We start from the raw sequence: 26,298 nt of genomic DNA, 5'->3' as shown, positions 1-26,298 counted from the left end.
GCACTATTTAAATCAAGGAGAATTTAAATGGATCACATAAATGAGGAAAAAGGCTTTTTCAGTTTTAGTGATGAACAGGATAAAAAGGAGAAAACAAAAAAAGGCACTGCCGATAAAAGCAAAAAAATAAAAGTAACAAAAATGTCTATTTTCTCTATTTCTTCTATCCCCTTAGTGATGACACTTGGCAATAGTATGCTGATACCTGTGCTGCCGAACATTGAGCGTCAGCTTGGCATATCATCCTTTAAGGTGAGTATGATCATTACCGTATACAGTATTTTGGCGATATTGCTAATTCCTGTAGCTGGATATCTGTCAGACCATATTGGCAGAAAAAAAGTCATTATCCCAAGCTTAATCATCGCCGGAATTGGTGGTGTGATATGTGGATTTGCTGCATGGAAAATACAGAACTCTTATTGGATTATCCTTGCAGGCAGGGCATTGCAAGGGATAGGGGCAGCAGGTGCATTTCCAATTGTATTGCCATTGGTTGGGGATATGTTCAAAAAAGAAGAAGAAGTCAGCAGTACATTAGGTATTATTGAAACGGCCAACACACTTGGTAAGGTGCTCAGCCCAGTTCTTGGGGCGCTTATTGCCGGAATAGTTTGGTTCATGCCGTTTTGGGCTATTCCCGTATTTTGCCTGATTTCCATTCTTCTTATCATAATCTTTGTTAAGGTGCCTGGCGGACCTAGTGAACCGCCTCCATTCAGGGTATTTATTCAACACACAAGAAAAGTAATGAAAAAAGACAAAAAATGGCTATACGCTATTTTTTTCATTGGTGTCATTGTCATGTTTGTCCTTTTTGCAGAGCAGTTTTACCTATCAGACATATTAGAAAAAAAATATCATATCAAAAACATAAAAAAAGGAATGTACTTGGCTATTCCACTTGGAGCCTTATGCCTGACATCCTTTATAACAGGTAAAAAGATTAAAAAGGACCAAAACTTAATGAAATGGATTACCTTTACAGGGATTGTATTGATCATCATTGGCACTATCGCTCTGAGCTTTGGTGATAACTTATGGTATATCATTGGGGTACTAACCATATCTGGTATTGGTATCGGAGCAAGCCTTCCACCGTTGGATGCCCTTATAACCGAAGGAATTGAAAAGGAAGAACGAGGCACCATTACTAGTCTATATAGCTCCATGAGATTCATTGGAGTAGCAGCTGGACCGCCAATAATGGCCGTATTAAGCAAGGAAATCCCAAGCTTCCAATTTTATATACTGGCAGCCGTTGCAGCAATTGCAGCATTAGCTGTTCTTTTCCGTATAAAAGCAAAAGGAAATGCCCATTAAAATTGGCTCTCCTTTTGCTTTAATAGTGTTACAATACAAACAAAAAAGAGGATCTGCATCATGTTTGCAGACCCTCTTTCCTAATATCATTTATTTCTTTTCTGCAACAGGTTTTTTCAAGATACCTAGTAAAACTGCTGCTACAACAGCACCGATTACTACTGCAAGCAAGTAAAGCAACCAGCTGCCATCCACAAGACCGAATACGAAAATACCGCCGTGTGGTGCTCTTAAACCGATATGGAAGAACATGGACAATCCGCCTGTGATAGCTGCACCGATTGCAACTGATGGAATAACACGAAGTGGATCAGCTGCCGCAAATGGAATCGCACCTTCTGTGATAAAGGAAAGACCCATAATGTAGTTTGTAGTACCAGCATCTTTTTCTTGCTTTGTAAATTTATTTCTGAACAGTGTTGTCGCTAATGCGATTGCAAGCGGTGGAACCATACCACCTGCCATGATAGCTGCCATCGGCTCAAATACACCGTTAGCGATTAAACCTGTACCGAAAACATAAGCTGATTTATTAATTGGACCACCCATGTCAATTGCCATCATAGCGCCAAGGATAATACCAAGCAGTACTGCGTTTGCTGTGCCAAGACCTGACAACCAGTTTGTAATCCCCGTATTAAGTGCTCCAACTGGACCAATTACAACATAATTCATGATTAAACCTGTAACTAAAATACCTAGTAACGGGAATAGAAGAATCGTTTTAATACCTTCTAATGATCTTGGTAAACCAGAAAGTGCTTTTTTAATCCCAATAACAACGTAACCTGCAAGGAAACCTGCGATCAAGCCGCCTAAGAAGCCTGCTCCGCCATTTGCTGCCATAAGACCTGCAACCATACCTGGTGCAAATCCTGGACGATCGGCAATACTCATTGCGATAAATCCAGCAAGAACTGGTACTAGTAAGGAGAATGCGTTGTCTCCACCGATTAGCTTCAAGACTGCTGCAAATGCATTGTAACTTGGATCATCTGGATTAGATGAATTATAACCGAACATGAAGCTGATAGCGATTAAGATACCACCGCCGACAACAAATGGAAGCATGTTAGAAACACCGTTCATTAAGTGCTTGTAAATACCTGCTCCGCCTTTTTTGCTGCTTTCCTCATCAGCATTTGCACCATTTCCACCTTGGTATACAGGTGATTCCTGCTTAAGCGCTTTGTCAATTAGCTCAGCTGGTCTTCTAATTCCGTCAGCAACTGGTGTTTCAATGACATGCTTTCCTTTAAAGCGCTCCATTTGAACTTTTGTATCTGCTGCAACAATTACGGCTGTAGCGTTTTCAATTTCCTCAGCAGTTAATACGTTTTTCGCTCCACCTGAACCATTTGTTTCCACTTTAATGTCGACACCTAGTTCTGCTGCTTTAGATTTCAATGAATCTGCTGCCATATACGTATGTGCAATACCTGTTGGGCATGCTGTTACGGCAACAATGAAATTCTTTTTATCTGCAATGTTTTGCTCTTCTTCTTCCTCTTCCTCGTCATAGCTATCAATGATGTTAACAACATCCTGTTCTGTCGCTGCAGCTAATAGCTTTGCTCTAACTTCTTCCTTCAATAGGATTGTGGAAAGTCTTGATAATGCTTCAAGATGCGTATTATTAGCACCATCTGGAGCTGCAATCATAAAGAATAAATGCGCTGGCTGACCGTCAAGTGATTCGTAGTCAAGTCCATCAACAGACCGACCAAAAGCGATAGCTGGGTTTTTAACTGCACTAGTTTTCGCATGAGGAATTGCAATTCCTTCACCAATTCCAGTTGTGCTTTGCTCTTCTCTTTTTAAAATTGCAGCTTTGTATTCCTCTTTATTAGCAAGTTTTCCTGCTGCATCCAATTTTGCTACTAATTGATCAATCGCTTCGATTTTCTGTGTTCCTTCTATATTCAAAAGGATTGTATCGCGCGTCAGCAATTCTGTGATTCTCATCTGTAACGCCCCTTTTTCTATTTTTTTATGACGATGCCTATGCTTCTTACCTGTCACATAAGCACCTATTTATTGTTACTTCAAAACAACCTGCGGAAGCAGGCTTTCCACTTTCTCTTTCGTGCAAAGGCCGATAGAGAATGCTGTTGCACTGCCAGAAGCAATGCTGTACCTAAATGCTTCCTTCAAGTCTTGTGTCTCCTTATATTTCGCAAGGAAACCAGCTACCATGCTATCACCTGCTCCGACAGAGCTTTTCACTTCTCCTTTTGGAACAGTGCTTATGATAGTTTCATGCTGATTAATAAACACAGCACCATCACCTGCAAGGGAAACGATCACGTTTTGGGCACCAAGCTCAAGCAGTTTTTTTCCATATGGAATTACATCTTCCGCACTCGTAATCGTAGTATCAAATAAATCTCCAAGCTCATGGTGATTTGGCTTAATTAAAAACGGATTGTATGGAAGAACCTTTTGCAAAAGCTCCCCTTCAGCATCTACCACAAAGGAAACCTTGTTTTCTGAACAAATTTTCACAAGCTCTTCATATGTGTTAGCTGGTAGCGTTGATGGAATGCTTCCTGCCAACACTAATAGATCCTCTGAATTCAGCTTGCTGATTTTCTCTTTCAGCTCAGCTAATTTCTCTGCAGATATAGTAGGACCTGCTGCATTCAGCTCCGTTTCATCTGCAGCTTTTACCTTTACATTGATTCTTGTATCTTCCTCTACCTGAACGAAATCTGTATGGATTGCTTCTTGCATCAGCTGATTCTTGATATAGTCGCCAGTGAATCCACCGATAAATCCAAGCGCCTTGCTTTCCACGCCCATCCTTTGCAGAACTTTGGAAACATTAATGCCTTTTCCGCCTGCAAACTTGCTTGTTTGCTCTGTTCTGTTCAATTCTCCTAAATTCACTTCACTAAGTTCTATGATATAGTCAACAGAAGGGTTCAATGTCAACGTATAAATCATGATGTCACAACCTTTATACTAGTTTTTTTGCTGTACATATTTAAAGTCTCTCCATCATTTTCATTTGTAATAATGGAAGCTTCGTGAATATCAGCAATCTTCGAAAAATATACTTCTGAAAACTTACTATCATCAGCCAGGAAAAAGGCTTCCCTCGATAGGTCAATTGCCTTACTTTTGACCATCGCTTCCTCTTGGTCTGGAGTCGTATACCCAAATTCAGGGTGAACTCCGTTAGCGCCCATGAAGCATTTATCGAAGCGGTATTGGCTTAGGCTCAGAAGGGCACCCCTTCCAACAAGTGCATTCGTTCTTTCCTTAACATATCCGCCTATCAAGTAGGTTTGAATATTTGAAGCAATAAGCTCCTTCATATGCATTAGACCGTTTGTAACGACGACGATATTTTTATCTTTTAAGAACGGAATCATTTCCGTTACAGTGGAGCCAGCATCTAAATAAATGCTCTCCCCTTCTTCGACAAGATTCGCAGCGAAGGCAGCGATTATTTTCTTCTCTTGAAGGTTTTTGGCTGATTTCTCATCCATGCTTGGTTCATTCATTTTCCCTTGAAGTCGGGCTGCTCCCCCGTGAACCCTTTTAAGGAATCCCTCTTGCTCCAATTGAGTCAAGTCTCTTCTGATTGTGCTTTCGGAAGTTTCCGTCGCATCAACTAAATCCTGTATTTTAACAATGTTTTGTTGTTTTAATAAGTGCAAAATTAGTGAATGTCTTTCAGGTGTTAACAACTTCCCACTACCTTTCTTTTTATATCTTGGGTTTGTTGTCGATAGGTTAATAATACTGTAACCGATTTCAGATTTCAAGCATTTTCTTTCAAAAACAATCAAAAAAATTCATAACTTGATAGTTTTTGATTGTTTTATTTACTTTTTAAAAATTTGCATTTTTTCGCCTAATCTATCGAAGCGTGTCGAAATGCGCAATACAGATTGCGTCACTCGACATTTTCTCCTATAATTAATAACAGAATTCAACAAATTTCTCAAAAAAGGACCAACGTATGAACAAACTTTCTTATTATTACTTGGAATTTATAAAAATCCTTGCGACAATCGTCATTCTTTTCGCTTTATTCGGGACAATAAACGATGTAATCATTCAGCTGATTAGCGGTACATCCTTTCCCGATGCGTCAATGTTCCAGGGTAAGAGTTACTTGCTTTTACTTTTCATCGCCCAATTCATCGGTTTTGCGATAATCACACTAGTTTTATATGTAAATATTATCTCTTCAATTGGCTTCGGCCTAAAGAAGGAGCGACGAAAATTCCCTAAATCATGGGTTAACAAGCTAATAACGATTGCGCTCATACTCATATTTGCATTTTATATTGTGCTTTTGTTTTCCTAAATAAATGCGTCTTAGTATTTTATTAACAAATAATTGCATGATTGAAACGATTATGATAGTATAAAAAACAATATATAGATGGTTATTGTAAAAACACATCTATATATTGTGATAATCCTTCTCAATATTTAATTACTTACCGCTTCACAGGAAGCGGCTTTTTTTATTAATAGACAAAAAAAGGGACAGATGTTTTTCTAAACAAATTCTGTCCCTTTTTTATTTATATACTCTTCCTTCGTTATGGCATAATAAAGACTTGTGACATCCATTCCACCAAAAACCTTCAGCTTTTCTTGCTTTGTAAACTTAAAAGAAAAGCCGCATTTTTCCTGAACTCGTTTCGATCTTTCGTTGAAATCAAAATGACCGCACCAAATGATATCTGCATCCAAATTTAAAAAAGCATGCTCTAAAATAAGCTGGACTGCTTCTGGAGCAATTCCACGCCCCCAATAGGACGGATGTAGCGCAAATCCAATTTCCATCTCTTTCATTAAGGAATTTTTGTTGTAATTTGATTTATGCTGATGAAGACCAATACTGCCAATCACCTTATTTTCCCCTAGCAGATATATCGCAAAGCTTTCCTTTTTCATTAAAAACATCTGGATAATTTGCTTGCTTTCATCCACTGATTTATGAGGCATCCAGCCTGCGTTTGGACCGACTTCCTCCTTGCTGGCATATTCAAAAAGATCGTCGGCATCCTCCAGACTCCAGCTTCTTAACAGTAATCTGTCGCTTATCTGCGGCATTGCTTCCAACTCTTTTCTAAAATTAGTTTGTCTGCTTATCTTCTTGCAAGCCTTTCATAAATATCCTGCAAAGTAACACAGCCTAGCCCCTGTGCTTTTTTTAAGTACCGTGTCCAAAGCAAAGCAGTTAACCTTGCATCGCCAAGAGCATGATGCCGATTTTCTGCAGGTATATCGTTTAAGCTGCACCAATCCTCCAAGCTGACGATTGATTTTTGCGGCTCGACAATTTTGAAAAGAAAAGCAGTATCAACAATCCGATGCTTAAATGGTGTTTTGAATTGCTTCCAGCAGGCGGATTGCATAAAGTTCTTTTCATGGGAGGAATGATGGGCAACAAGTGTATCATTTTTCGCAAACTCAAAAAAGTTAATAAGTGCCTCAGATAACAATGGTGCCTGTTCCGTATCTTCTTTATATATTCCTGTTAACGCAGAGATTTCTTCTGAAATAGGTCCATTAGGTTGCACCAATGTGTAAAATTCTTCATCAGTAATTACACATCCCCTTACCTTGACAGCACCTATTGAGATAATTTGATCTCCCTTATCTGGAAAAAAACCAGTCGTTTCAATATCAAAAACCACTGTTTCCATATTCTCAAGTGTTAGCTGTGATGCAAGCTCAACCTTGACATCCTTCTGCAGCTGTCTCATAAATGCAAGCTGCTGTGAGTTCATTAATCCTGTTCCTTGATTATGGACATTCGCATTCATTTTGCCATATAAATCTCTCATATATTGAAAAAAAGACTCTACTCCCACATTAACACCCTTTTTCAATTAGCCTTTTCACTTGCTGGTACAGCTTTATGCCTTTTCTGAGCAAATGCTTTACTTCCATTCTTTCATCTTTTGTTAGTTTATTAATATTCAGAAAGTGAACATCACTATAATCAACAGCATCCTTAAATGAAGACATTCGAATACAAAGGATACGCCGGAAGGAGCTGTCATATTCCTTCATCAAAGCTTCATATTTCCCCAGCTTCCTTAACATCCCAATTCTTTCTAAAGTAGATGTTGCTGTAATTCCTTCCTTTATAGAAAGGAGCCTTATAGAATTAACATAAGGCAAGTACATCGTGTTTTTAAAATGAAGCGAGCCTCTATGTGCGCCTGTGCGCTCGACAAAAAATTGACCAAAAATCCCAACGCCTTTTTTTATGCGCATGACATTATTCAAAAAACGCGTTAATAAAGATGGATGCTTGTGGCGATATTCATGAATTAAATCTCTTAGTTCATGAACGAGCACCTCATTGCCAATAAGGCCTCTGCTGTCATAAAAAATCTGCAAATAACGAATAGATTCCCAATTTTCTCTTTCCATCCATTTTTCTATTTGCTTTTTCCAGCCAATATAGGATTTGCACCATACTGGGTTACTGCTCATCACATTACCTTCACAATAAGGATAACCAACTGTGTTCAACCCATCACTCACAACAGACCCAAGTGCAAGAAAGTATTCTTGAACGATAGGATCATCGTTATTGAAAATTACTCCATGATCTTGATCACTTATAATTCCCTGCTCTTTTCTGCCAGCACTTCCTGTCACGAACCAGACGAACTCACATGGTGGGTCGCCATGCTTTTGTTTAAATTCATCAAATACTAAAGAAAATACTTGCTTCATAATAAAGTCGTGTTTGTCGTTTAAGGTTTCATTTGTAAAATCCTGTAATTGACCGAAGTTTTCTTTTTCTGTTTTTAACTCTAATAATTTTCCATTATATGAGCACATTCACGCACTTCCTTGCACATATATAGTTATTTATATATTATCATATTCTTCTTTTTAGAAGGCAGAAGCCTCACTTATAAAAAGTGAGGCTTCCATTACCATCTTTGTTTACATGCTTTTTGTTTCATCCTTTGGCAAGAACACCTCTGGATATCCGTATGTTCCATGCTCACTGATGTCAAGACCCATAATTTCTTCTTCCTCTGTCACGCGAAGACCGCTTACCTTTTTGATGACATAAAGGATAACGAAGCTGACAACGAATGCGAACAATGCACATGTTACAACACCTAACGCCTGAACTCCCAACTGGTGGAATCCTCCGCCGTAGAATAGACCTGGCTGACCAACAGTAGCCAATTCTTTTGTTGCGAACAAGCCGTTAGATAATGTTCCCCAAACACCTGCAGTACCATGAACAGACAAAGCGAAAATCGGGTCATCAATTTTTCTGTTTTCAAAGAAGCGAACACTGTAGAATACAAGAATCCCAGCAACTAATCCGATTACAACTGCTCCCCATGTATCAACGAATGCGCAGGATGCTGTAATAGCAACAAGCCCAGCTAATGCCCCGTTTAGCATTGTAGTAATATCTGATTTACCTAGAACAACCCACGAGATTAATAGGGCAGAAACCGCACCTGCAGCTGCAGCTAAGTTAGTGTTTAAGGCAACGAAGCCGAAGAATCCATCTGCAACAGAAACTGTGCTTCCTGCGTTGAATCCAAACCAGCCGACCCAAAGAATAAGGACACTCAATGCTGTATACACTTGGTTATGACCAAAGATTGGATTAGCAGATCCATCTGCATTGTATTTTCCGATACGAGGTTTAAGTAAAATTGTTGCAGCAAATGCTGCCATCGCACCTGTTAAATGCACAACCGTTGATCCTGCGAAATCCTGCTTTCCATGCTCAGCAAGCCAACCGCCGCCCCAGATCCAATGGGCAATTACCGGATAGACGATCGCAGAGAACAGAACAGAGAAAATCAAGTAAACTGATAGCTTAGCTCTTTCTGCAAACCCACCAAGTGCAATTGTTAACGAAATACCTGCAAACGCGAGCTGGAATACGAAAAATACAGTTGTTTGTACTGACGCATCTGCAATTTGAGCACCTGAATAGAAGAAATCTGACATACCAACGAAGAAGTTAGCATCTCCCCCAAAAATAAAGCCATAGCCGACCGCCCAGAAAACGAGTGATGAAATTCCAAATGTAAAAATTGTTTTACCAGCAATGTGACCAGCGTTTTTCATTCTTGTGGACCCTGCTTCCAATAAGATAAATCCGCCAAGCATAAAAATAACTAAAATTGCACCAATCATCGTCCACAAGCTGTTCATTAAAAACTCTAAGTTATCCATTTAGCCATTTCCCCCTTTTGTGTAGTATTACTAACACTAAGTGTCATATAATCTAACACTTGATAAACCTTATTTTACCTATATTAAAAATTCTGTCAATATGATTTATAAATTTAATTTTCAAAAAACTTAAATTATTTGTAATCACCCGCTATTTTCCTTTATAAATAGCGATTTACTAACAATATGTATGTAGCTGATTTCTTATTCAAATGTTTTTTATTTTAATATAAGACAACAAGTTCGGCCGACAAAAACTTAGTAAACGTTAACAAATCTTACATGAAAAAAAGCTGACCAAGTTTCGGCCAGCTTTTTCTTATTTTTATTAGCAAATAAATGTTGCTCCAACAATTATTAATAGTATGAACAATACAACGATCAATGCGAAGCCGCCACCATATCCGCCGCCACATCCGCCGCCGTATCCATATCCACCATGACCATATCCGTAACCGTACATAGAACATCTCCCTTTCTGATTTTCGTTTTAGCAGCTATTTCTTTAGCTTTGCTGCCTTTTACAAAATCATCATATGCTCAATCGGGCTAATTGGTTGGGTGTTTGCCTTATTTTTTTGCTGAAAACCCATATTTTTTAAGCTTCTTTATTTAAAACGTCAAGAAGGCTTTGCGTATTAGCAAACGGCTGATCTGCTCCACTGATTTCGGAAATAACGGCAACACCATCTCCACCAGCTTGAAATACTGGTGCTGCATTAGCTGCAGTTATTCCCCCGATACCCACAATCGGAATAGTAACACCTTGTCTCCTAACATCTGTTATTAAAACAGTGCCTCTGACCTCTTTCGCATCTTTTTTTGTATTTGTTTGATAAATTGGTCCAATTCCAACATAATCAGCACCGGCACGGATTGCCACTTCTACCTCTTCAAGGCTGTGAGCGGAAACACCAAGTATTTTAGCTCCTATTTTTGCACGTACTGCTTCCGCCGTCTCATCGTCCTGACCGATATGAACACCATCTGCATCAAGCTCCAGAGCTAAATCAATATCATCATTTACAATAAATGGAACACTGAACTCCTTACAAAGCTGCTGAAGTCTTTTGCCAAGCTCCATTTTTTCTTTACCGCTTAAAGCGTTCTCCCCTTTTTCCCTGTATTGAAAAATAGTAATACCGCCCTTTAACGCTTGTGTCAGCACTTCTTCAGGTGAAAGCTTGCTGTTATTGCTGCCCATAATAAAGTAAAGCTTTAATAATTGTTTGATTTTTTCTGCTGAGTATCTTTCCATTGACTTACCCCCGCTTATTCTTTTGACGTTCGGTGATCTGCATATGCCCAATGATTTGTCGGTCCATGACCTTTGCCAATGTTTAAATCATGCTTTATTGCCAAATACACAAATCTTTTGGCGATTTCAAATGACTTATGTACAGACATGCCTTTTGCTAATGCTGCTGCCATTGCAGCAGCAAAGGTACAGCCAGTTCCGTGCGTGTTTTTGGTATTTATTCTTTTCGATTCAAGGGTAAAAAAGGCATTTCCATCATAGAGCAAATCTACTAAATCATTGCCCTCTCCATGACCACCCTTCATAATAACATGCTTTACCCCAAGACTATGCAGGGTTCTTGCAGCTTCCTTTTTTTCCTCCATTGTATGGATAGAAAAGCCTGTCAGCTCCTCAGCCTCTGGAATATTTGGCGTAATGACTGTTGCTAATGGAAGAAGTTGGTGTTTTAATGCAGCAATAGCTTCCCTTTGCAACAGACTTGCGCCACCTTTTGCGATCATGACAGGGTCCACTACGACATTATCCCATTTGTACTTAGTTATTTTTGCAGCAACAAGCTCAATAATATTACTATCAAAAAGCATCCCAGTCTTAACTGCATCTGTGCCAATATCTGTTGCGACTGCATCAATTTGTTTTTCAATCGCATCAAGCGGGATTGGATAGACTGCATCGACTCCTAACGTATTTTGAGCAGTCACTGCTGTAATTGCCGACATACCGTAAACACCCAGCTCCTGAAATGTCTTTAAATCTGCCTGTATTCCTGCACCGCCACCGCTGTCAGAACCTGCTATCGTCAATGCTATATTGCGCTTCATGTCACTCACCTTGAGATCCTTCGATTTTTTTATACTGGTTTATATCCTCTTCACTTATGCTGTTAAGCTCGTCCAAGAAGGCAGCTTGAAAGCTTCCCGGCCCAATCGCCGGATTGCTGTTAACTGCTTTTTCAGCAGCAATGCCATAAGCCGCAAGGCCTGCAATGCTTGCACGCACAACATCGTCTTCCACGGCAATAAATGCTGCTAAACACGACGACAATAGACAGCCTGCTCCTGTTACCTTTGTCATGATAGGATGGCCATTTCCAACATAATAAAGTTCCTGCCCGTCTGTCACTACGTCTCTTTCCCCTGTAATACACACTGACACACCAATTTTTTTGGCAGCATGAACAGCGATGACGGCATGATCTTCTAATGAAGAAACAGAATCAACTCCTTTGATTTCCGCTTCCATTCCTGCCACATTCGCCACTTCTGCAGCATTTCCCCTTAATAGACTGATTTTCACATTATTAAGGATGCGCTCAATACTTTTTGTGCGAAAGCTTGTGGCGCCAGCACCAACTGGATCAAGGATTACAGGTGTGTTGGCTGCATTTGCTGCTTTCCCTGCAATAATCATGCTTTCTACATTATCAGCTGTTAATGTGCCGATATTTAATACAAGAGCATCTGCTATTGTCGCCATTTCTTCAACCTCTTCTTTTGCATAAGCCATCACAGGTGATGCTCCGATTGCAAGCAAACCATTTGCTGTAAAATTCGTAACCACAACATTTGTGATATTGTGGATGAGCGGTGCTTTTTCCCTCATCCTCGTCAGAAGTCCTGCCACATCTTTTCGATTATTTACGTTTGTCATGTTTAAGTCCCTGCTTTCCACTGTGATAATATTCAATAAAAAAAGCCTATGTTTAGTAAAAATCCTCCCATACAGTCGTCTAACTTTAAGGAGGTTTTTTAGCAAACAAGGCTTAAAAAAGAAAAAACACTTTCGCCTAAGCAAAGTGTCGATATAATATGTACACCTCCCTACGCTGGCATTACCCAACAGGTTCATTCGGTCGATGACTCTAGCCACCCTCTCAGCCTGATTCCACAAGCTCCCGGAAAAATATTTAATTACTATTATCTTATAAGAAAGAAATTGAATTTGCAAGATTGCTAGACTAGAACATATATAAATACTCGTCTTTGGGAGGATCTGCTGTCTTTACGCTGTCCACTTTAATTGCCGGCATCACTTGCCCATCCATTTCTTGTTTAATAACAGTTCCTCTGATTTCATACCAGCCATTTGTTTTAGCAGCGTGCAAGTCCCCATTTAGCATATATCCGTAAATAGATAAATCCACAATGCAATGTGTCATTACATATCTAGCAATAACTGCCTCGTTTTCAGAGAAGCCGTCCTCCCTATATATAAACCCCTTAATGACGATTGATGCTCCTTCCACATCATCAAGCTTATTGTTCAGTACGTCCATTACCTGGAAATAATTATCGTCTCCTACCTCTATTTGCTTTTTATCATTAACGACAGCTTGTACCTCCCCTTTTGTTTGCGGACTATTAGCAAGCTCTGTTGTATTGCCATCATGAGCAGTTAACTTGGACAACGCTTCATCATGTAGAGAGTAATCATTTATCGAAAAAAACAACACAAGCGGTGCTAAAAAGAAGCAATAGTTTAGCGCAAGCTTCCACGGGGGCACATTTTCATCACATACATCACAGTCACAATCAGCGCCTTTTAAATTGCTGTTTAACAGCCGAAAGAAACCGAGCAAAAACAAGGCTCCCATCGATATAAGCAAATACGGCTCCATCTTTGGCGCAACAAAGGCAGTAATCATATTTTTCGCATAAAGCTTAAAAATCAAAAGACTAAAACCGATCATAATAATTCCTTGCATTTCATTCGAAAGCTGCCACAACGGACTCCACCGCAACCTCATTTAACTTTCCTCCTTTATGACAGTCTACTTAAACATTAGCTTCTCCCTTTTATCACAGCAGTATATTCAGTAGGAAATTATAGGAAATACCCTGCGAGAATGGACAAGGTAAAGACAATCACAGAGACAACCATAATAAAAACAAGTACAAATTTAAATCGAAAGGATGCGAGCATAACAAGCGTGTTTTTGAAATCCAGAATCGGTCCAAAAACAAGGAAGCCTAAAATTGCTTCTGGCTGGAAGGTTTTTGCGAAAGATACTGCCACAAATGCATCTGCTTCTGAGCATAATGACAGAATATAAGCTAAAGCCATCATAACAGCCGTTCCCTTAAACGGATTCTCCCCTGCAAGTCCATATAATACATCCTGGAAATAGACTTGCGCAATTGCGGCAAATAGCGCGCCAATAATGAAATACTTAGCGACTGCAAAAAATTCAAAGCTAGTATGATGAAGTATTCCTTTCCACCTGGAATCACCTTTATTTTCGTTAATAGGAACATTTCCGACTAAATCTTCTTTATGCATTTTTAAAACGTTTTTTTTGGAGAAGTAATGATGCATGATAAAACCGACGATAACAGCAGCCAAAACACAAATGATAAATCTACCATATACAATCGGCATATTTAATCTGAATGCGTAATAGGTGCTGCCGAATACAATAAAATTTAAAATCGGTGCACACATCAGCAATACGACTCCGACATGAACAGGAACCCCTTTTTGAATGAGCCTCCGGACCACAGGGATAATTGCACATTCACACACAGGCGTGATAACAGCAACAAGAACCCCAACAAAAATAGCGGCGATTGGATTTTTCGGAATAACTCTAGCAATCATTGCTTCTGATACATAAATATTGATAACAGACGAAGCAATTGCTCCAAGTAGAAGAAAAGGCAGTGCCTCAAGAAAAATAGCAAGAAAAACGATGAAAATAGACTGAACATCCTCTGACAGTAATTGCTCAATAAACGGAAGGGCTGAAACATCTCCGAAGAAAAATAAATACATCAAAAATAGGAATAATGCAAATACGATAACATCTTTTATACTAGTAGGTATGGACATATCTATCTCCTTTTAATAATTGTTCACAGCTTGTCTCTCTCTATCTTTTACTCTATGCGAAGTAGTCTTCCATTATGTCTACCTTTCCTTCTAATAAAAAAGTCTGCAGAATTATTCCTGCAGACAAGCCCTGTTTATATATGTAACTCTTCTTTTTGTAAGTTATCACCAATAAGTACAATTTCACCTGCATAATGTGGACTTTTGTCTAGCTTTTGCCATTCCATTAGCCCTGAAGCATACTGAAAATGATACCATTCTTTGTCTTCTTTAATTTTTACAATTCCTTTTGCTCTAAACAGCTTATCCTCATACTGTTCTAGCATTGTTAATATATCCTGCTTTGATGCCACTTGGTTAAAATGAAGCTTAACTGCTTTAATATGATGGTGGTGGTGGTGATGGTGTCCTCCCTCTGCCTCTTTAGGTAAAGGGATGGTTGTATCATTTCCGTCTAAATAAAGAGTGATGCCATCTCCATAAGCTGTATGAATAATCGGTGCTTGTTTATTGTATTTTCGGATTATTTTTTCTGCTTTTTCAATCGCTGCTTTTTCTGTTAGTTGATCCATTTTATTTAAAATAAGCAGGCTGCCTCTTTCAATCTGCTCTTTCTGAAGCTGCCTTACTTCCTTCGTGCTGGAAAAGATACTTGTATATTCGCTGACACGCAGACCATCCACCACACATATACTTTCCTTTAGCCGAAAATGTTCCTTAAATCGCTCCTCTTGAAAGGTGTCGATTATTTCCGATGGATTAGCTACACCTGTTCCTTCTAGAAGCACTATATCTATTTTTTGATTATGCGCTAAAGCGGCAACTTCATCTAGAGTTGTGCGCAAATCATCTTTGACAGAGCAGCATACACAGCCGTTTAACAGCTCAAATAGTGACTCATCTTCAAATAAATGCTTTTCCAAATTGGCATTCCCTAATTCATTAAGAATAATCGCGTATTTTTTGTTCATCGTCTTAAAATATTGCATGCATTTCAACAGGGTGCTCGTCTTGCCGCTGCCTAAAAAACCGTTAATTAAATAGACATCTGTTTTCATAAACTCCTCCTATAAGCACAAATCTTTTTCAAAATGTATGCAAGGCACAGATTAATTAGAACAGGCGGTTTTATCTTCAAACAAAAAAAGCCCGATGACCAACATGGGCTTTTCCTCTATTGATTATTATACTAAAGCCTTTACATTTCTTTTAAGCTCGCAATATCCACTTCTGTTCTTTCTTCTATACCGCCAACTAAATGCACAACGGCCGTCTGATCTTCCTCTTTAATCTCATCAATCCAGATGGATACTCCGTTGTATTGGACTTCGATTTCTGCAGGAGAAGATAAGATCTGTTTCGCTCTATTGATGTCCACTTTTTCCACCTACTTTCTTCATCAGAGATTGCCTGCTTAGCTAATTTTATGAACAAAAGGTCCATTTGGTTCCAAAAATGGTCAAATGCTCCTTTAACATTATGTGAGTTTTTTATTTTTTCTATTCAAGATATTTCAATCCATATCCGTATTGGCAATTTCAACTTGAAGATAGACAAGCCGATTAATGAATACGGTGGAGGCTATTTATACTTTGGAAACAAGAGCTACATCGCATTGCCTGTGGCTATTATCATTCATGGCGATAATAAATAGGGTATGAACTTAAAATTAGTCCGTTTCATTTCGCTACACCCACTCGCTTTCCGCGGGGAGGAAGCTCCTCGTCTTCGCCTGCGGGGTCTAAGCCTTTCCTCTATTTCCTGTAGGAGTCGAGTTGCTTCCGCTCCATTCTACTAAGATTTTTATTTATGTTTTTTAAACCGGATACATAAAAACCAAACTATTAATAATTAACGTTGGTGTAGCTTGGTTTTGAAGAAGATTTACATACTTATATCCAAGCCTCTTGTATTAATTTTTACAATATAATGTAATGAAATTATTGTTTTAATTGTCTACATATACAAATTCTAAGTTTTTGCTTTTAAAATTGTTTAATGTGATATAACGACTAAAGCTTTTTCCTGTTGAAAGCATATCGCAACCTTTTATGCCGTTATCTTCATATACAAAGTACCTATTCTCTAATACATCATAGTATTTGTTATTGACATTCCCTTCAGAAAGCCAATTAGTCTCAAGCTGCAGTCTTTCAAAGTAAGATAAAAATCATTTATTCTTCGTGTTCAAATTAAGTTTTTTTGTTTGACCCGTCTTTTTTTGGATACATTTACCTTTCCACAATATGTTTCACTTCTCTCCAAACAGTGTAAATACAAACTAAGAAAACAAACTACACTTTAAGGAGGAATAGTCATGACAGCATTACAGAAAACAGCATTAGTTCTTACTATTATCGGGGCAATTAACTGGGGGTTAATCGGATTCTTCCAATGGGATCTAGTTGCAGCAATTTTCGGCGGACAAGATGCAGCATTATCTAGAATTATTTACGGCGTAGTTGGTATTGCAGGATTAATTAATATCGGTATGTTATTTATGTCTCCGAAGGAACGAACTTCTGATCAGCATGTAAGAACAAACCACTAAAAAAAGCTGGCGCTGCCAGCTTTTTTTGTTTATTCCATATCATTAGCTATCAAGGTTAATTTGTCCGCAGATACAGCTACTTCTTTGAAATCAATGCCCATTTCATTTATTACATGAAGGAACGAAGCTAGCTCCTCATCTATTCGATTATTTTGCACTTTTGTTTCACGCATCGCTTCAAAAATATGCTGGAAGTGCTCTGCAGTTTCCTGCATACTTTCATTGCCTTTTGTAATCTCATCCATAATTTCATCTAGGGAAGCAGTTAATTTTTCCGTTTGGCCATTTGTATTCTGGATTAGTGCTGCTACATTTGCGACAGATTTTTTCGTATCATCGGAAAGCTTCCTCACCTCGCCGGCAACAACGGCAAAACCTAAGCCATGTTCCCCTGCTTTCGCTGCTTCGATTGCAGCATTTAATGAAAGAAGATTGGTTTGGTCGGCAATTCCTTTGACAATATTGATAATTTCGGCCATTTGGTTTGTGATAGAAAGCAAAGCATGGACATCCTTTGAAATGTCATTTACCTTTTGATTGATGTTTATCATATTGTCTGCTTGGCTGTTAATCTGTTGTTTTCCTTGTAAAGCCTTGCCTTCTGCAAGTCTCGCAAGATCTGCACCTTTTTTGGCGAAAACAATAATATCATTTGACTGGGTAATAAGACTTTGAAACGATTGATTCGTTTCCTCTGAAATGGATGCCAGGTTTTGAGAGGCTTCTGTAACACTGTGACGGATAAGGCTTTTATCCTTTTCCGCTGCTTCCTTAATCCTTGCTGATTCGGCATCATAAGCCTCTAACACGAGTTGTTGTTCTAAATTTAGTATTTTTGATACAGCTCTTATCATCGGCATATGTGACTCTTTATTAGGAAAGTGTTCCTCTATTATTGCTAGTAGTGACAGAAGCAAATCCTGAAATGCACACATATACCATTTAGTCTGTAAGCCAATCCTGACATGAACATGGGCAATGCGAATACGCTTTTCAATAAACTGTGAATTTACTTCACCTGCAAACATTTCACATATATGTGTCCGTAAAGTTTTTTTCAATCGTTCAATCGAGCTGTTATCATTAATAATCCTCAACAGAGACGGCTCATTTTCCAGATTTTTATAAAATCTATCTACAATTGCATCTATATGCTGCAGCACAAATGGATGCATTCTTTTTATTTGGATTAAATCCTCTGACGTTAAACCAATCATTTGGACCTGTTTATAGACCTCACTATGTGTATCAATGTTCAACTCTACATCCCTTAAAGTGAACTGGGCATCTATACCCTGTTTTTCTCTCTTTTTTGTAAAAATCATTTCCCCACCCCAACTTTTATCCTATGTCAAACTAAGAATACCATATGATTTCCAGTTTTAATATATCCTTCACTAAACATCTAATAGGTATAAATAACTATTTTGCAACCAAAGAAAAATTACTCAGAAAAATGGCTTAATGCTCTCTTATTAATACAAATTCATTTACTTGTTTGCTAGATCGAAATAAGATGGAGGAAGTAACTACATATAAAGGAGAATGTTTTGATGAAATCGTTACCACTTTTCCATATCGATGCTTTTACTCCCAAATCGTTTGGCGGTAATCCTGCAGGTGTTGTGCCAAATGCAGATAGTTTGACTGAAGTGGAAGAGCAGAAAATTGCGAATGAATTAAATTTGTCTGAAACAGCTTTTTTGCTGCAATCATCTGATGATACTGCAGATTATTATTCTAACTAAAACAACTTCTTAGAGTTTTTTAAGAAGTTGTTTTTTGTATTACTATTCTAAATATGACAAGTCGCTTCTGAATAAAATTGATATCGCCCTCTGCCGTTATTTTTAGCAGCATATAATGCGATATCCGCCTTATTCAATAATGCTTCAATAGCCGTATCATCCGTTGGGTACAAGGAAACACCCAATGAAGAGGTTGTTAGCAGCATATGCTCATCATCTATTTTCCAAGGCTCTTTAAGACTCTCACATAATCTGGAGATGATTTTAACTGCTTCTTCTTTACTGTTAAGCACCTCAATCGTAATGATGAATTCATCTCCACCTACTCTTGCAATTTTATCTGTCTCACGTAAATTACTTTCTATCCTTTTCACATACAGTGCCAACAACCTGTCACCGATTTCATGTCCGTATGTGTCATTAATTTGTTTAAAAAAGTCAAGATCAAGATATGCAATTGCTAGCAATTTTTCGTTTTCCGCTGCATTCTTTATTAAATTAGGCAGGCTCTCCATTAAAGACCGTCTATTAGGTATTTTTGTTAAGTAATCTTGATAAGCCATTTTTTCCAGACGGTGTTCATACTGTTTCCGTTCAGAAATTTCTCTTGCAGCTAAAATGATATACTCTAAATCATCGGATTGCTTTTTCACACAAGAGCAGTTTGCTTCAAACCATCGATATTGCTTGTTTGCATCAATTAGTCTTAATTCAAATTTATGTTCAAGTGTTTTCCTTGTTGACACCTTTTCAAGCCGCTCTTGTATGTCACTTACATCATTTGGGTGAACTTGTGTTAAGATGTTTTCTCGTTTTAGCAAGTCACGGTTTATACCCAATACTTTTTCATAAGATGGCGAGGCATACTGAATGAAACCATTACTGTTAACGAGCAGGATAATATCCTTCATGTTTTCAGTAATCACTCTAAATTTTTGCTCACGTTGATATAGTAATTCCTCTGATTTTTTTCGGTCCGTTATGTTGCGGGAAACGATAATCAAATGACTTCTGTTTCCCTCATCATCAAATACAGGGGTCTTTATAACCTCCCAAGTATTTTCAACACCATGTTGATCAAATAAGGATTTTTCCATCTTAAAGGAACTGCCATAATTCCATGCTTCTTTATCTGTTTGATAATTATTAATAAACTTTTCTTCCAATTCTGGAATCAATTCAGCAAGCTCCAGATCTGTTTTGCCTTGATACGAAATAGAAGCTAAACAATATGTTTCAATGACTTTTTTATTCGCCAAAATCCATTTGCCTGAACCGTCCTTTAAGACAATAAATTCCTCAATCATATCAATAAGCAGGCGAAGCTCGCCCTCATGATGCTTCAAAAAAGAAAGGTGCTGAGTAAAGTCCATAGGATTAACCCTTTCTATTTCCGTATTAACTAGTTCTTTAGTACTGTATATCATTTATTATATGAGCGATGAAACCGGATAGCAATGATTATATCCTATGTAAATTAATCCAATTCTATAAAAAGCTAAAGGATGTTTTATTTCATCTACTTTCTGCTTCTTGAAGCTCATTTATGGTTACAAACCTGTATCCCATATCTGTTAATACCGATATTATCCCTTCAGTTGTTTTATATTCATTTCCTGTCTTATCATACATTGGGTGAAGCAATATAATGGAGCCTGGGCTTATATTTTCCTTAACATAATTCACTTTATCTTTTGGTTTCTCATAATAACTGTCAGGCTCAAGATTCCATGTAATTGTTTTTCTGTCATTTTTGTTTAAATAATAGGGCAATCCTACTAGTTTTTTACCGTTAGGCGGACGAAAATCTATTTCTCCTTCAAAGCCTGCCTCCCGTATTAATGCATCCGTGGTTTCTATTTCTTCTTTAATAAAGCTAAGAGATTTGAAAACCATACGATTATGTGAATAGGTATGGTTGCCGATTTGATGCCCTGCGGCTACTATCTTTTCTGCAGTTGGTAAATTTTCTTTCAGTTCTCTTCCTATTAGAAAAAAGGTTGCCTTGGCATTATATTTGTCCAAAAGCAGAAGGAGGTCATCCACATTTCCTGTCGGTCCGTCATCAAATGTCAAAGCTACCAGCTTTTCCTTTGTTTCCACATGATCTACTATAGTGCCAACCAATTGAAATGTACGTGAGTTCATCCATTTATATGCACTAAATAAAAATAAGAAAGCAACTGACACAATTATTATCGTCCAAATTAACCGCCTCTTGTTCAAGTTTCTCACTCCACAATCAAAAAAATAATGTATTTTAGAAATTATCTATTTTTAAGCATTATATATCTATTCTTGAAGAACTCTGTAAACCCTTTCTCGATATTAATTTTACTAGCTCTTCCTCAACCAAAAGGTTTGGACATCTTCCCTTTTGATTTGTATTGAATACAGTATTAGTGCATAAAGTGAGGTGAAAATAATTAATAGCCTGTTTGATAAGGATACTTTAGAACAAAACAGTCCTGATGGATGGCAGAAGGAAGCCTTTGAAGCGTTTAAAATAAAAATGACAGATAAAGAAAAGCCTTTTCCGTGCATTCCTGCGGTGATTGGATTTACCACAAATGAATTAAGATACGGATTTCTCGGTGATCCCAGACTAGATAAAAGCAGCTCTGATTTCGCTGATCTGCTGAAGGCCTACACAGGAGCATCTCGGTCCTTTGGAAAATACACCTCCCTAATTGTCTTTTATGAAACACCTGCTGACTTGCAGCAAATTAGTGTGGAACAATATGAAGAGATTTTTTGGGAGCAGCTAGTCAAACTAGCAAGCCTTGATGACATGGAATGGCCAAAACATATCCCTAAGAATCCTGAGCATTCTTTATGGGAATTTTGCTTTTTTGGTGAACAATACTTCATGTATTGTGCCACACCTGCACATATAAATCGGCAAAGCAGAAATTCACATAATATGATGCTTGCCATAACCCCAAGATGGGTGCTGCAGGAATTTAATCAAAAACCTACAGTAGCTGGGCGAATCAAAACTAAAATTCGAAAAAGACTTGGGAACTATGACTCAATCGACATTCATCCTGCTTTGAATAGTTATGGAGAAGTAGATAATCAAGAATGGAAGCAATATTTTCTCCGTGATGATGATACAATCCCAATAAAATGTCCGTATCATCGCGTTTTGAAAGCATTGGGCCTTTATGACGCAAAAAAGGAATAAGGCCATTTTCTTTTAGAAGATGGTCTTTTCAGGTATGTGGAGACAATTAAAATTGTCTATTCAAAAGATAGTTTTTTTTATTACTAGGTACTTCTAACAATTTCACCTAAATAGGATGCTAACATGTCTTTCACAAAGAAAAAACAAGCGTCTAAATGATGCTTGTCACAGATTTTGTATTATATTATTTATGATACATGTGAGTCATTCATGTCTATAGACTCACTTGTTGAGTTATAGGCTCTTTCTTCATGGAGACTAATGTCCAATCCCATTAATTCTTCTTCTTCTGTAACACGTAAAGGCACAAATAATTTCACTATTTTTAGGATAAGAAATGTACCAACTACACCAAGAATTAATGCTGTTGCCACACCTGTAACTTGGTGGAGAATCAGGCTAGGATTCCCGTAAAGCAAGCCGTCATTGCCTGCTGCATTTACACTTGTTGTCGCGAAAATTCCTGTTGCAATTGATCCCCAAATTCCAGCTAAACCATGTACACCAAACGCATCTAATGTATCATCATATCGGAATTTTTCTTTAATAAAGTTAATTCCATAATAGCTAACCGGTGCAGCAAGTACACCGATAATGATGGCAGATAGAACTGTTACAAACCCTGCTGCTGGTGTAATTCCAACTAGACCAGCAATTGCTCCTGTGGCTGTGCCGACTAAGGTTGGCCGTTTGCGCACTTTCCATTCAATTAAAAGCCAACTCAACCCGCCAGCAGAGGCCGCGACTTGGGTATTTGCAAAGGCAAGTGCCGTTACCTCATTTGCGCCCAGTGCGCTGCCTGCATTAAAGCCGAACCAACCAAACCATAATGTTGCAGCACCAATTAAAAATAGAACGATATTATGTGGATTGTTTTTCTTCTTCAAATGTTCATATCTAGGTCCAATGATGATAGCGGCAGTAAGCGCACTGACTCCAGATAGAATATGAACAACAGTTCCGCCAGCAAAGTCAAGTTCGCCAAGCTGAGCTAACCAGCCGCCTCCCCAAACCCAATGAGCCATCGGTGCATAAATAAAGGTAATCCATAAAACACTGAAGAGAATCCATGCAGGGAAAGAGATTCGCCCAGCAATCCCCCCAGAAATAATCGCAACGGTAATAGCTGCAAAGGCACATTGGAAGATAGCAAACGTATAATGCGGAATCGTATAAGTCCCAAACGCAGCTTCTCCACCAACCCCATTAAATCCTAAGTATTCCAAGCCACCGATAAGTCCGCCATTATCTGTTCCGAAGCTTAACGTATAACCCCATAACACCCACACTAGTGTGATAACTAACAGGCTAACAAAGCTGTGCATCATTGTGGAGACAACATTGCGATCACTCACAAGTCCTCCATAAAAAAGAGCTAATCCTGGAACATGCATAAAGATAACAATCGCTGTTGCAACAAGCATCCAGGTTGTATCACCTGAATCGATTACCGGTTCTGTTGCTGCTAATGTATTAATTGGCACAAGAGTAAGTAAGAAAAAAAGCAGGATGAATAGTTTTTTGGACAACACCAATCCCCCCTTTGATTAATTAAATTTAATGCTGATGTTGATGATTCATTTCGGGAGCATCATCTGCAGCCTTTGCATTTGCTTCCATTATTACAGCAATACCAAGTACGGAAATAGAGAGAATCATACTTACAAAAATGGGAGTTAATTTTGTTTTTTGCATCGCATCCTGTTTAACAGCCTCTTTATTAATGGTAAATAGTAAGGATAATATCGATAATAAATAGATGATATCCATTGCCACAATGATAAAGGTTTGCCTGTTTGCTGGGGTCATATCTCCAAGCATGGCTCCCATCATCGCTCCCATAAAGCTTGCTGATAATGTTTCGATCATTCCATTAATACCAAAATGCTTTCCTGTAAAATAGCTACAAACACTGCTGATGAATATGGACAAGATAGTGGTATACGCTAATTCGCCTGGAATTAATATTGAAAGCATGAGACCAATCATCGTACTGCTTACCATCCCTACGCCCATGGAAATACACTTTCCTGTAGAAGCACTGACAAGGTGTTTTTTGGAGGCTGTGTATATACTAAAAAGGATCGTGTAAGCAACGATGAATGCGGAGCTAATAATAATTAACATGTCTTCACCTCATTTGTTATAATGCGGGAGTTGGTTAAAAGCCAAGCTCCCGTTTCCTTTGTTAATGGCAAGTGGAATCATTATTTGTACTGCAGGAAGCTTTTGCTTTTGGCCGTGGCAAATCAAGTGCTGGGTTACGGTCAAAAAATCCATTTGGTTTTAATTGAAAGCTTTGATACGCTGTTGGCATAACTGGCCAGTCCTCTGGTCTCGTTATATGGTGGTGTCCCATTGTATACCAGACAACAATGTCCTCGTTCTCAATGTTCCGGTCAGCCTTAACATAATGCTCTAAGCTATCTCCACCCTTTGATTGGTTCGGGTATTTTCCAGACGCATACATTTGGTCACGATCGTATTTTGTAACATGAAGATGATTTTTAATAAAGCCTGCCCGTTTAATGACACTAGCTTCATCTGTTGCGAACGGGAAACAATTTTCACCAGTGACAAGCTTATAACCAACTTGCTGACCCAAGTAGTTTTTTGAATTCGGATTGACGATTTTCCATGTTTTTTGGGTAGCCAAATCAATATTACTGACTGATTCTGTTTCTGTTTTAAAGGCATTTGCTATTGTATAAAAGGCATTATTATTAGGATTTTCTGGACCTGCCTTTTCTGCGACTGTGTATGATTCAACAAGAGAGTTCTTCACACCATCCAAAATTGGATCAATTCGGAAATTAAAGAAATGCTGGTGATATGGTGCATTCACTTGTGGTGCAACCTCTGTTCCGTATTTAGGAGTTTCGCCAACATCTAGTGCACCTACATTTAAAATACCAGTCAATTTGACTTCACACTCAATCGTTCCATCAGGATAGAAGGACCAGAAGAATCCGTAATCATAATTCGCAACTGTTGCAAAAAAAGAAAGAACTAAGCGACGAGAACGCCTAACCTCGACACTGTTTGTTCGCCAATCGGTATGCTTCCATGCGACCCCATAATCCTCTTCATGCAAGCAAACAGCATTTTTCACGATAAATGGATCTCCTTTGCTATTTGACATCACTGCATCAAAATACTTAATAAAGCCGACACAGTCACACCCTAGCTCTAATGAATTGGCGAGCTGACCAATGCCATATTCTCCTGCATCAAATGCGTTTTGCCAATTGTGTGCCGGGTTTGTATCACTGTAAGGTACCACCATTTCAGATAAGGCCGCACGGAAAAGTATCGGACGAACCTTCCCTTTATCCTCATATCCGACAGTATGAAGAACAAGCCCTTCTCTTGGTGTAAAACCAAACCGAATATTCCATTTTTGCCACTTAATATGATGTCCATCAATATCGAAACTTGGCCCATCAGGCTGGATGATATCCAATGCTTTTACGTCTTGACGAGTAATAATAGCATAGCTCTTAGCCTCTTCAGGAGTATAAGCACCATCTGTTGGCGAAATTGGTTTCACCCCGTAGTCTTCGATGCGAATAATCTCCATTTTATTTACATCAACGACAGGGATTAGACCTGTAATCGGAAAAGCATAGCCATTCTCTCCTTCAGCCGGCCTAACCCACGCTAATGCACGAACAAGACGCTTCCCTTCATCTTCTGGGATATTAAAGTAACCAGACGACCATGGATCAATCATGACTAATCTAGGATCAGTAATCCCCCGTTTTATAAGAGCTGCTTGGTAATCAGAATCATTTCTCACTAATTCTTCGACTGCTTCAAATTCATCAAGAATAAAACCAGGTCGAACATCGGGAATATTTTCAAAGGAAATTACTTGCTCCTTTGTCAAGGAAACTACAGCTTCGTACGTTTCATTTATTTCTGGCTCTAATAAAATAATAAAAACTTCCCTTTCAAACAAATCTCCTTCTTTAAAAGACAACACGACATCTTTTTCAGGTTCATTTAAAACCACTTGAGCAAACCGTACAGACTCAGTTAAATTATTTGTTTCTTTTAAAATAGCTACTGCCTTTGTAATTTCCTCTGCTGTTAACGGCTCTAAAGGATGTGTTGCTGCCTTTACTTTCACTTCAGATGCTTTCATTAAATTACCTCCAGAATTTGCTGAATTTTAGTGGATGTGGTTTTGCTTAAC

Annotated in this window: 26 protein-coding genes and 1 pseudogene; 6 read left to right on the top strand and 21 right to left on the bottom strand. The window is 38.4% G+C overall.

What is annotated here, in order from left to right:
- Positions 1-27 precede the first annotated feature (27 nt).
- Complete coding sequence (locus NQZ71_RS10700) at positions 28-1,323, top strand: MFS transporter (protein ID WP_144453295.1); 1,296 nt, start codon at positions 28-30, stop codon at positions 1,321-1,323.
- A gap of 90 nt (positions 1,324-1,413) precedes the next feature.
- On the opposite strand, the gene NQZ71_RS10695 is transcribed toward NQZ71_RS10700, so the two are convergent.
- The 3 genes from NQZ71_RS10695 to NQZ71_RS10685 all read right to left on the bottom strand — a co-directional run bounded on the left by NQZ71_RS10695 (position 1,414) and on the right by NQZ71_RS10685 (position 5,018).
- Positions 1,414-3,288, bottom strand: coding sequence for a PTS fructose transporter subunit IIABC (locus NQZ71_RS10695; RefSeq protein WP_317010577.1), 1,875 nt, complete (start codon positions 3,286-3,288; stop codon positions 1,414-1,416).
- Between the two features lie 75 nt (positions 3,289-3,363).
- Positions 3,364-4,269, bottom strand: a complete 906-nt coding sequence (gene pfkB, locus NQZ71_RS10690; protein WP_317010576.1) for a 1-phosphofructokinase — start codon at positions 4,267-4,269, stop codon at positions 3,364-3,366.
- Positions 4,266-5,018 (bottom strand): DeoR/GlpR family DNA-binding transcription regulator, encoded by a 753-nt coding sequence (locus tag NQZ71_RS10685; RefSeq protein ID WP_127737943.1) that lies wholly within the window; start codon positions 5,016-5,018, stop codon positions 4,266-4,268. The genes pfkB and NQZ71_RS10685 overlap by 4 nt, the downstream gene beginning before the upstream one ends.
- Positions 5,019-5,293: 275 nt before the next feature.
- On the opposite strand from NQZ71_RS10685, the gene NQZ71_RS10680 reads away from it, so the two are divergent.
- Positions 5,294-5,644 (top strand): hypothetical protein, encoded by a 351-nt coding sequence (locus NQZ71_RS10680; RefSeq protein WP_144453290.1) that lies wholly within the window; start codon positions 5,294-5,296, stop codon positions 5,642-5,644.
- Positions 5,645-5,841: 197 nt separating this feature from the next.
- Here the strand turns inward: NQZ71_RS10680 and NQZ71_RS10675 are convergent, their stop codons facing one another.
- The 12 genes and pseudogenes from NQZ71_RS10675 to NQZ71_RS10620 form a co-directional block, all read right to left on the bottom strand.
- Positions 5,842-6,402: a GNAT family N-acetyltransferase gene (locus tag NQZ71_RS10675; protein ID WP_275007829.1), complete on the bottom strand. Its 561-nt coding sequence runs from the start codon at positions 6,400-6,402 to the stop codon at positions 5,842-5,844.
- Between the two features lie 35 nt (positions 6,403-6,437).
- Complete coding sequence (locus NQZ71_RS10670; RefSeq protein ID WP_275008095.1) at positions 6,438-7,166, bottom strand: exonuclease domain-containing protein; 729 nt, start codon at positions 7,164-7,166, stop codon at positions 6,438-6,440.
- A 1-nt stretch (position 7,167) separates the two neighbouring features.
- Entirely contained in the window at positions 7,168-8,151 is a 984-nt protein-coding gene (locus NQZ71_RS10665) for a DUF294 nucleotidyltransferase-like domain-containing protein (protein WP_317010575.1), read from the bottom strand.
- Positions 8,152-8,259: 108 nt separating this feature from the next.
- Positions 8,260-9,525, bottom strand: coding sequence for an ammonium transporter (locus NQZ71_RS10660; RefSeq protein ID WP_144453282.1), 1,266 nt, complete (start codon positions 9,523-9,525; stop codon positions 8,260-8,262).
- A gap of 328 nt (positions 9,526-9,853) precedes the next feature.
- A pseudogene (locus tag NQZ71_RS10655) lies at positions 9,854-9,934 on the bottom strand (YjcZ family sporulation protein); the annotation flags it as partial.
- Positions 9,935-10,123: 189 nt separating this feature from the next.
- Positions 10,124-10,783 (bottom strand): thiamine phosphate synthase, encoded by a 660-nt coding sequence (gene thiE / locus NQZ71_RS10650; protein ID WP_275007834.1) that lies wholly within the window; start codon positions 10,781-10,783, stop codon positions 10,124-10,126.
- Between the two features lie 14 nt (positions 10,784-10,797).
- On the bottom strand, positions 10,798-11,616 hold the full coding sequence (thiD, locus tag NQZ71_RS10645) for a bifunctional hydroxymethylpyrimidine kinase/phosphomethylpyrimidine kinase (RefSeq protein WP_260055457.1): 819 nt from the start codon (positions 11,614-11,616) through the stop codon (positions 10,798-10,800).
- Positions 11,609-12,436, bottom strand: coding sequence for a hydroxyethylthiazole kinase (thiM, locus tag NQZ71_RS10640; protein WP_144453277.1), 828 nt, complete (start codon positions 12,434-12,436; stop codon positions 11,609-11,611). Before thiM ends, thiD begins: the two co-directional genes overlap by 8 nt.
- A 307-nt stretch (positions 12,437-12,743) precedes the next feature.
- On the bottom strand, positions 12,744-13,532 hold the full coding sequence (locus tag NQZ71_RS10635; RefSeq protein ID WP_317010574.1) for a TIGR03943 family putative permease subunit: 789 nt from the start codon (positions 13,530-13,532) through the stop codon (positions 12,744-12,746).
- A 77-nt stretch (positions 13,533-13,609) separates the two neighbouring features.
- Positions 13,610-14,614: a permease gene (locus NQZ71_RS10630; RefSeq protein WP_144453273.1), complete on the bottom strand. Its 1,005-nt coding sequence runs from the start codon at positions 14,612-14,614 to the stop codon at positions 13,610-13,612.
- A 134-nt stretch (positions 14,615-14,748) separates the two neighbouring features.
- The gene (locus NQZ71_RS10625) at positions 14,749-15,672 is read right to left on the bottom strand and encodes a CobW family GTP-binding protein (RefSeq protein ID WP_317010573.1); all 924 of its coding nucleotides are present in this window, start codon (positions 15,670-15,672) and stop codon (positions 14,749-14,751) included.
- 140 nt (positions 15,673-15,812) lie between these two features.
- Positions 15,813-15,992 carry an H-type small acid-soluble spore protein gene (locus NQZ71_RS10620; protein WP_127737861.1) on the bottom strand — a complete coding sequence of 60 codons (180 nt, stop codon included), beginning with the start codon at positions 15,990-15,992 and terminating at the stop codon, positions 15,813-15,815.
- 48 nt (positions 15,993-16,040) lie between these two features.
- Here NQZ71_RS10620 and NQZ71_RS10615 point away from each other — a divergent pair, with 48 nt between their 5' ends.
- Together NQZ71_RS10615 and NQZ71_RS10610 are read left to right on the top strand one after the other, a co-directional pair.
- Complete coding sequence (locus NQZ71_RS10615) at positions 16,041-16,268, top strand: hypothetical protein (protein ID WP_144453269.1); 228 nt, start codon at positions 16,041-16,043, stop codon at positions 16,266-16,268.
- Between the two features lie 663 nt (positions 16,269-16,931).
- Entirely contained in the window at positions 16,932-17,165 is a 234-nt protein-coding gene (locus NQZ71_RS10610) for a DUF378 domain-containing protein (protein ID WP_144453267.1), read from the top strand.
- Positions 17,166-17,194: 29 nt separating this feature from the next.
- On the opposite strand, the gene NQZ71_RS10605 is transcribed toward NQZ71_RS10610, so the two are convergent.
- Positions 17,195-18,490, bottom strand: a complete 1,296-nt coding sequence (locus NQZ71_RS10605) for a globin-coupled sensor protein (protein WP_317010572.1) — start codon at positions 18,488-18,490, stop codon at positions 17,195-17,197.
- Between the two features lie 228 nt (positions 18,491-18,718).
- Between NQZ71_RS10605 and NQZ71_RS10600 the strand changes: the two genes are divergently transcribed.
- Positions 18,719-18,913: a PhzF family phenazine biosynthesis protein gene (locus tag NQZ71_RS10600; RefSeq protein WP_275007846.1), complete on the top strand. Its 195-nt coding sequence runs from the start codon at positions 18,719-18,721 to the stop codon at positions 18,911-18,913.
- A gap of 47 nt (positions 18,914-18,960) precedes the next feature.
- On the opposite strand, the gene NQZ71_RS10595 is transcribed toward NQZ71_RS10600, so the two are convergent.
- Both NQZ71_RS10595 and NQZ71_RS10590 read right to left on the bottom strand, forming a co-directional pair.
- Positions 18,961-20,286, bottom strand: a complete 1,326-nt coding sequence (locus tag NQZ71_RS10595) for a diguanylate cyclase (RefSeq protein WP_317010571.1) — start codon at positions 20,284-20,286, stop codon at positions 18,961-18,963.
- 142 nt (positions 20,287-20,428) lie between these two features.
- Positions 20,429-21,139 (bottom strand): polysaccharide deacetylase family protein, encoded by a 711-nt coding sequence (locus NQZ71_RS10590; protein ID WP_275007849.1) that lies wholly within the window; start codon positions 21,137-21,139, stop codon positions 20,429-20,431.
- A gap of 199 nt (positions 21,140-21,338) precedes the next feature.
- On the opposite strand from NQZ71_RS10590, the gene NQZ71_RS10585 reads away from it, so the two are divergent.
- On the top strand, positions 21,339-22,100 hold the full coding sequence (locus NQZ71_RS10585) for a YqcI/YcgG family protein (RefSeq protein WP_317011744.1): 762 nt from the start codon (positions 21,339-21,341) through the stop codon (positions 22,098-22,100).
- Positions 22,101-22,288: 188 nt separating this feature from the next.
- Here NQZ71_RS10585 and NQZ71_RS10580 read toward each other — a convergent pair whose 3' ends face one another.
- The 3 genes from NQZ71_RS10580 to NQZ71_RS10570 all read right to left on the bottom strand — a co-directional run bounded on the left by NQZ71_RS10580 (position 22,289) and on the right by NQZ71_RS10570 (position 26,247).
- The gene (locus NQZ71_RS10580; protein WP_275008098.1) at positions 22,289-23,548 is read right to left on the bottom strand and encodes an ammonium transporter; all 1,260 of its coding nucleotides are present in this window, start codon (positions 23,546-23,548) and stop codon (positions 22,289-22,291) included.
- Positions 23,549-23,657: 109 nt separating this feature from the next.
- Positions 23,658-24,227 carry a hypothetical protein gene (locus NQZ71_RS10575; protein WP_260055451.1) on the bottom strand — a complete coding sequence of 190 codons (570 nt, stop codon included), beginning with the start codon at positions 24,225-24,227 and terminating at the stop codon, positions 23,658-23,660.
- A gap of 61 nt (positions 24,228-24,288) precedes the next feature.
- Positions 24,289-26,247 carry a primary-amine oxidase gene (locus NQZ71_RS10570; protein WP_317010570.1) on the bottom strand — a complete coding sequence of 653 codons (1,959 nt, stop codon included), beginning with the start codon at positions 26,245-26,247 and terminating at the stop codon, positions 24,289-24,291.
- Between the last annotated feature and the right edge of the window lie 51 nt (positions 26,248-26,298).

The sequence above is a fragment of the Niallia taxi genome (assembly GCF_032818155.1).
In the GTDB taxonomy this organism is placed as follows: domain Bacteria; phylum Bacillota; class Bacilli; order Bacillales; family Cytobacillaceae; genus Niallia; species Niallia taxi_A.
This window is presented reverse-complemented; position numbering and strand designations above follow the sequence as displayed.

Bases quoted from the DNA above. Each gene is read 5' to 3' on its own strand.
- NQZ71_RS10605 (WP_317010572.1), bottom strand. From the start codon at position 18,490: ATGATTTTTACAAAAAAGAGAGAAAAACAGGGTATAGATGCCCAGTTC.
- NQZ71_RS10575 (WP_260055451.1), bottom strand. From the start codon at position 24,227: ATGTTAATTATTATTAGCTCCGCATTCATCGTTGCTTACACGATCCTT.
- NQZ71_RS10610 (WP_144453267.1), top strand. From the start codon at position 16,932: ATGACAGCATTACAGAAAACAGCATTAGTTCTTACTATTATCGGGGCA.
- NQZ71_RS10700 (WP_144453295.1), top strand. From the start codon at position 28: ATGGATCACATAAATGAGGAAAAAGGCTTTTTCAGTTTTAGTGATGAA.
- NQZ71_RS10695 (WP_317010577.1), bottom strand. From the start codon at position 3,288: ATGAGAATCACAGAATTGCTGACGCGCGATACAATCCTTTTGAATATA.
- NQZ71_RS10570 (WP_317010570.1), bottom strand. From the start codon at position 26,247: ATGAAAGCATCTGAAGTGAAAGTAAAGGCAGCAACACATCCTTTAGAG.
- thiM (WP_144453277.1), bottom strand. From the start codon at position 12,436: ATGACAAACGTAAATAATCGAAAAGATGTGGCAGGACTTCTGACGAGG.
- NQZ71_RS10600 (WP_275007846.1), top strand. From the start codon at position 18,719: ATGAAATCGTTACCACTTTTCCATATCGATGCTTTTACTCCCAAATCG.
- NQZ71_RS10680 (WP_144453290.1), top strand. From the start codon at position 5,294: ATGAACAAACTTTCTTATTATTACTTGGAATTTATAAAAATCCTTGCG.
- thiE (WP_275007834.1), bottom strand. From the start codon at position 10,783: ATGGAAAGATACTCAGCAGAAAAAATCAAACAATTATTAAAGCTTTAC.
- NQZ71_RS10635 (WP_317010574.1), bottom strand. From the start codon at position 13,532: ATGAGGTTGCGGTGGAGTCCGTTGTGGCAGCTTTCGAATGAAATGCAA.
- NQZ71_RS10675 (WP_275007829.1), bottom strand. From the start codon at position 6,402: ATGCCGCAGATAAGCGACAGATTACTGTTAAGAAGCTGGAGTCTGGAG.
- NQZ71_RS10665 (WP_317010575.1), bottom strand. From the start codon at position 8,151: ATGTGCTCATATAATGGAAAATTATTAGAGTTAAAAACAGAAAAAGAA.
- NQZ71_RS10630 (WP_144453273.1), bottom strand. From the start codon at position 14,614: ATGTCCATACCTACTAGTATAAAAGATGTTATCGTATTTGCATTATTC.
- NQZ71_RS10595 (WP_317010571.1), bottom strand. From the start codon at position 20,286: ATGGACTTTACTCAGCACCTTTCTTTTTTGAAGCATCATGAGGGCGAG.
- NQZ71_RS10660 (WP_144453282.1), bottom strand. From the start codon at position 9,525: ATGGATAACTTAGAGTTTTTAATGAACAGCTTGTGGACGATGATTGGT.
- NQZ71_RS10625 (WP_317010573.1), bottom strand. From the start codon at position 15,672: ATGAAAACAGATGTCTATTTAATTAACGGTTTTTTAGGCAGCGGCAAG.
- pfkB (WP_317010576.1), bottom strand. From the start codon at position 4,269: ATGATTTATACGTTGACATTGAACCCTTCTGTTGACTATATCATAGAA.
- NQZ71_RS10615 (WP_144453269.1), top strand. From the start codon at position 16,041: ATGAACAAAAGGTCCATTTGGTTCCAAAAATGGTCAAATGCTCCTTTA.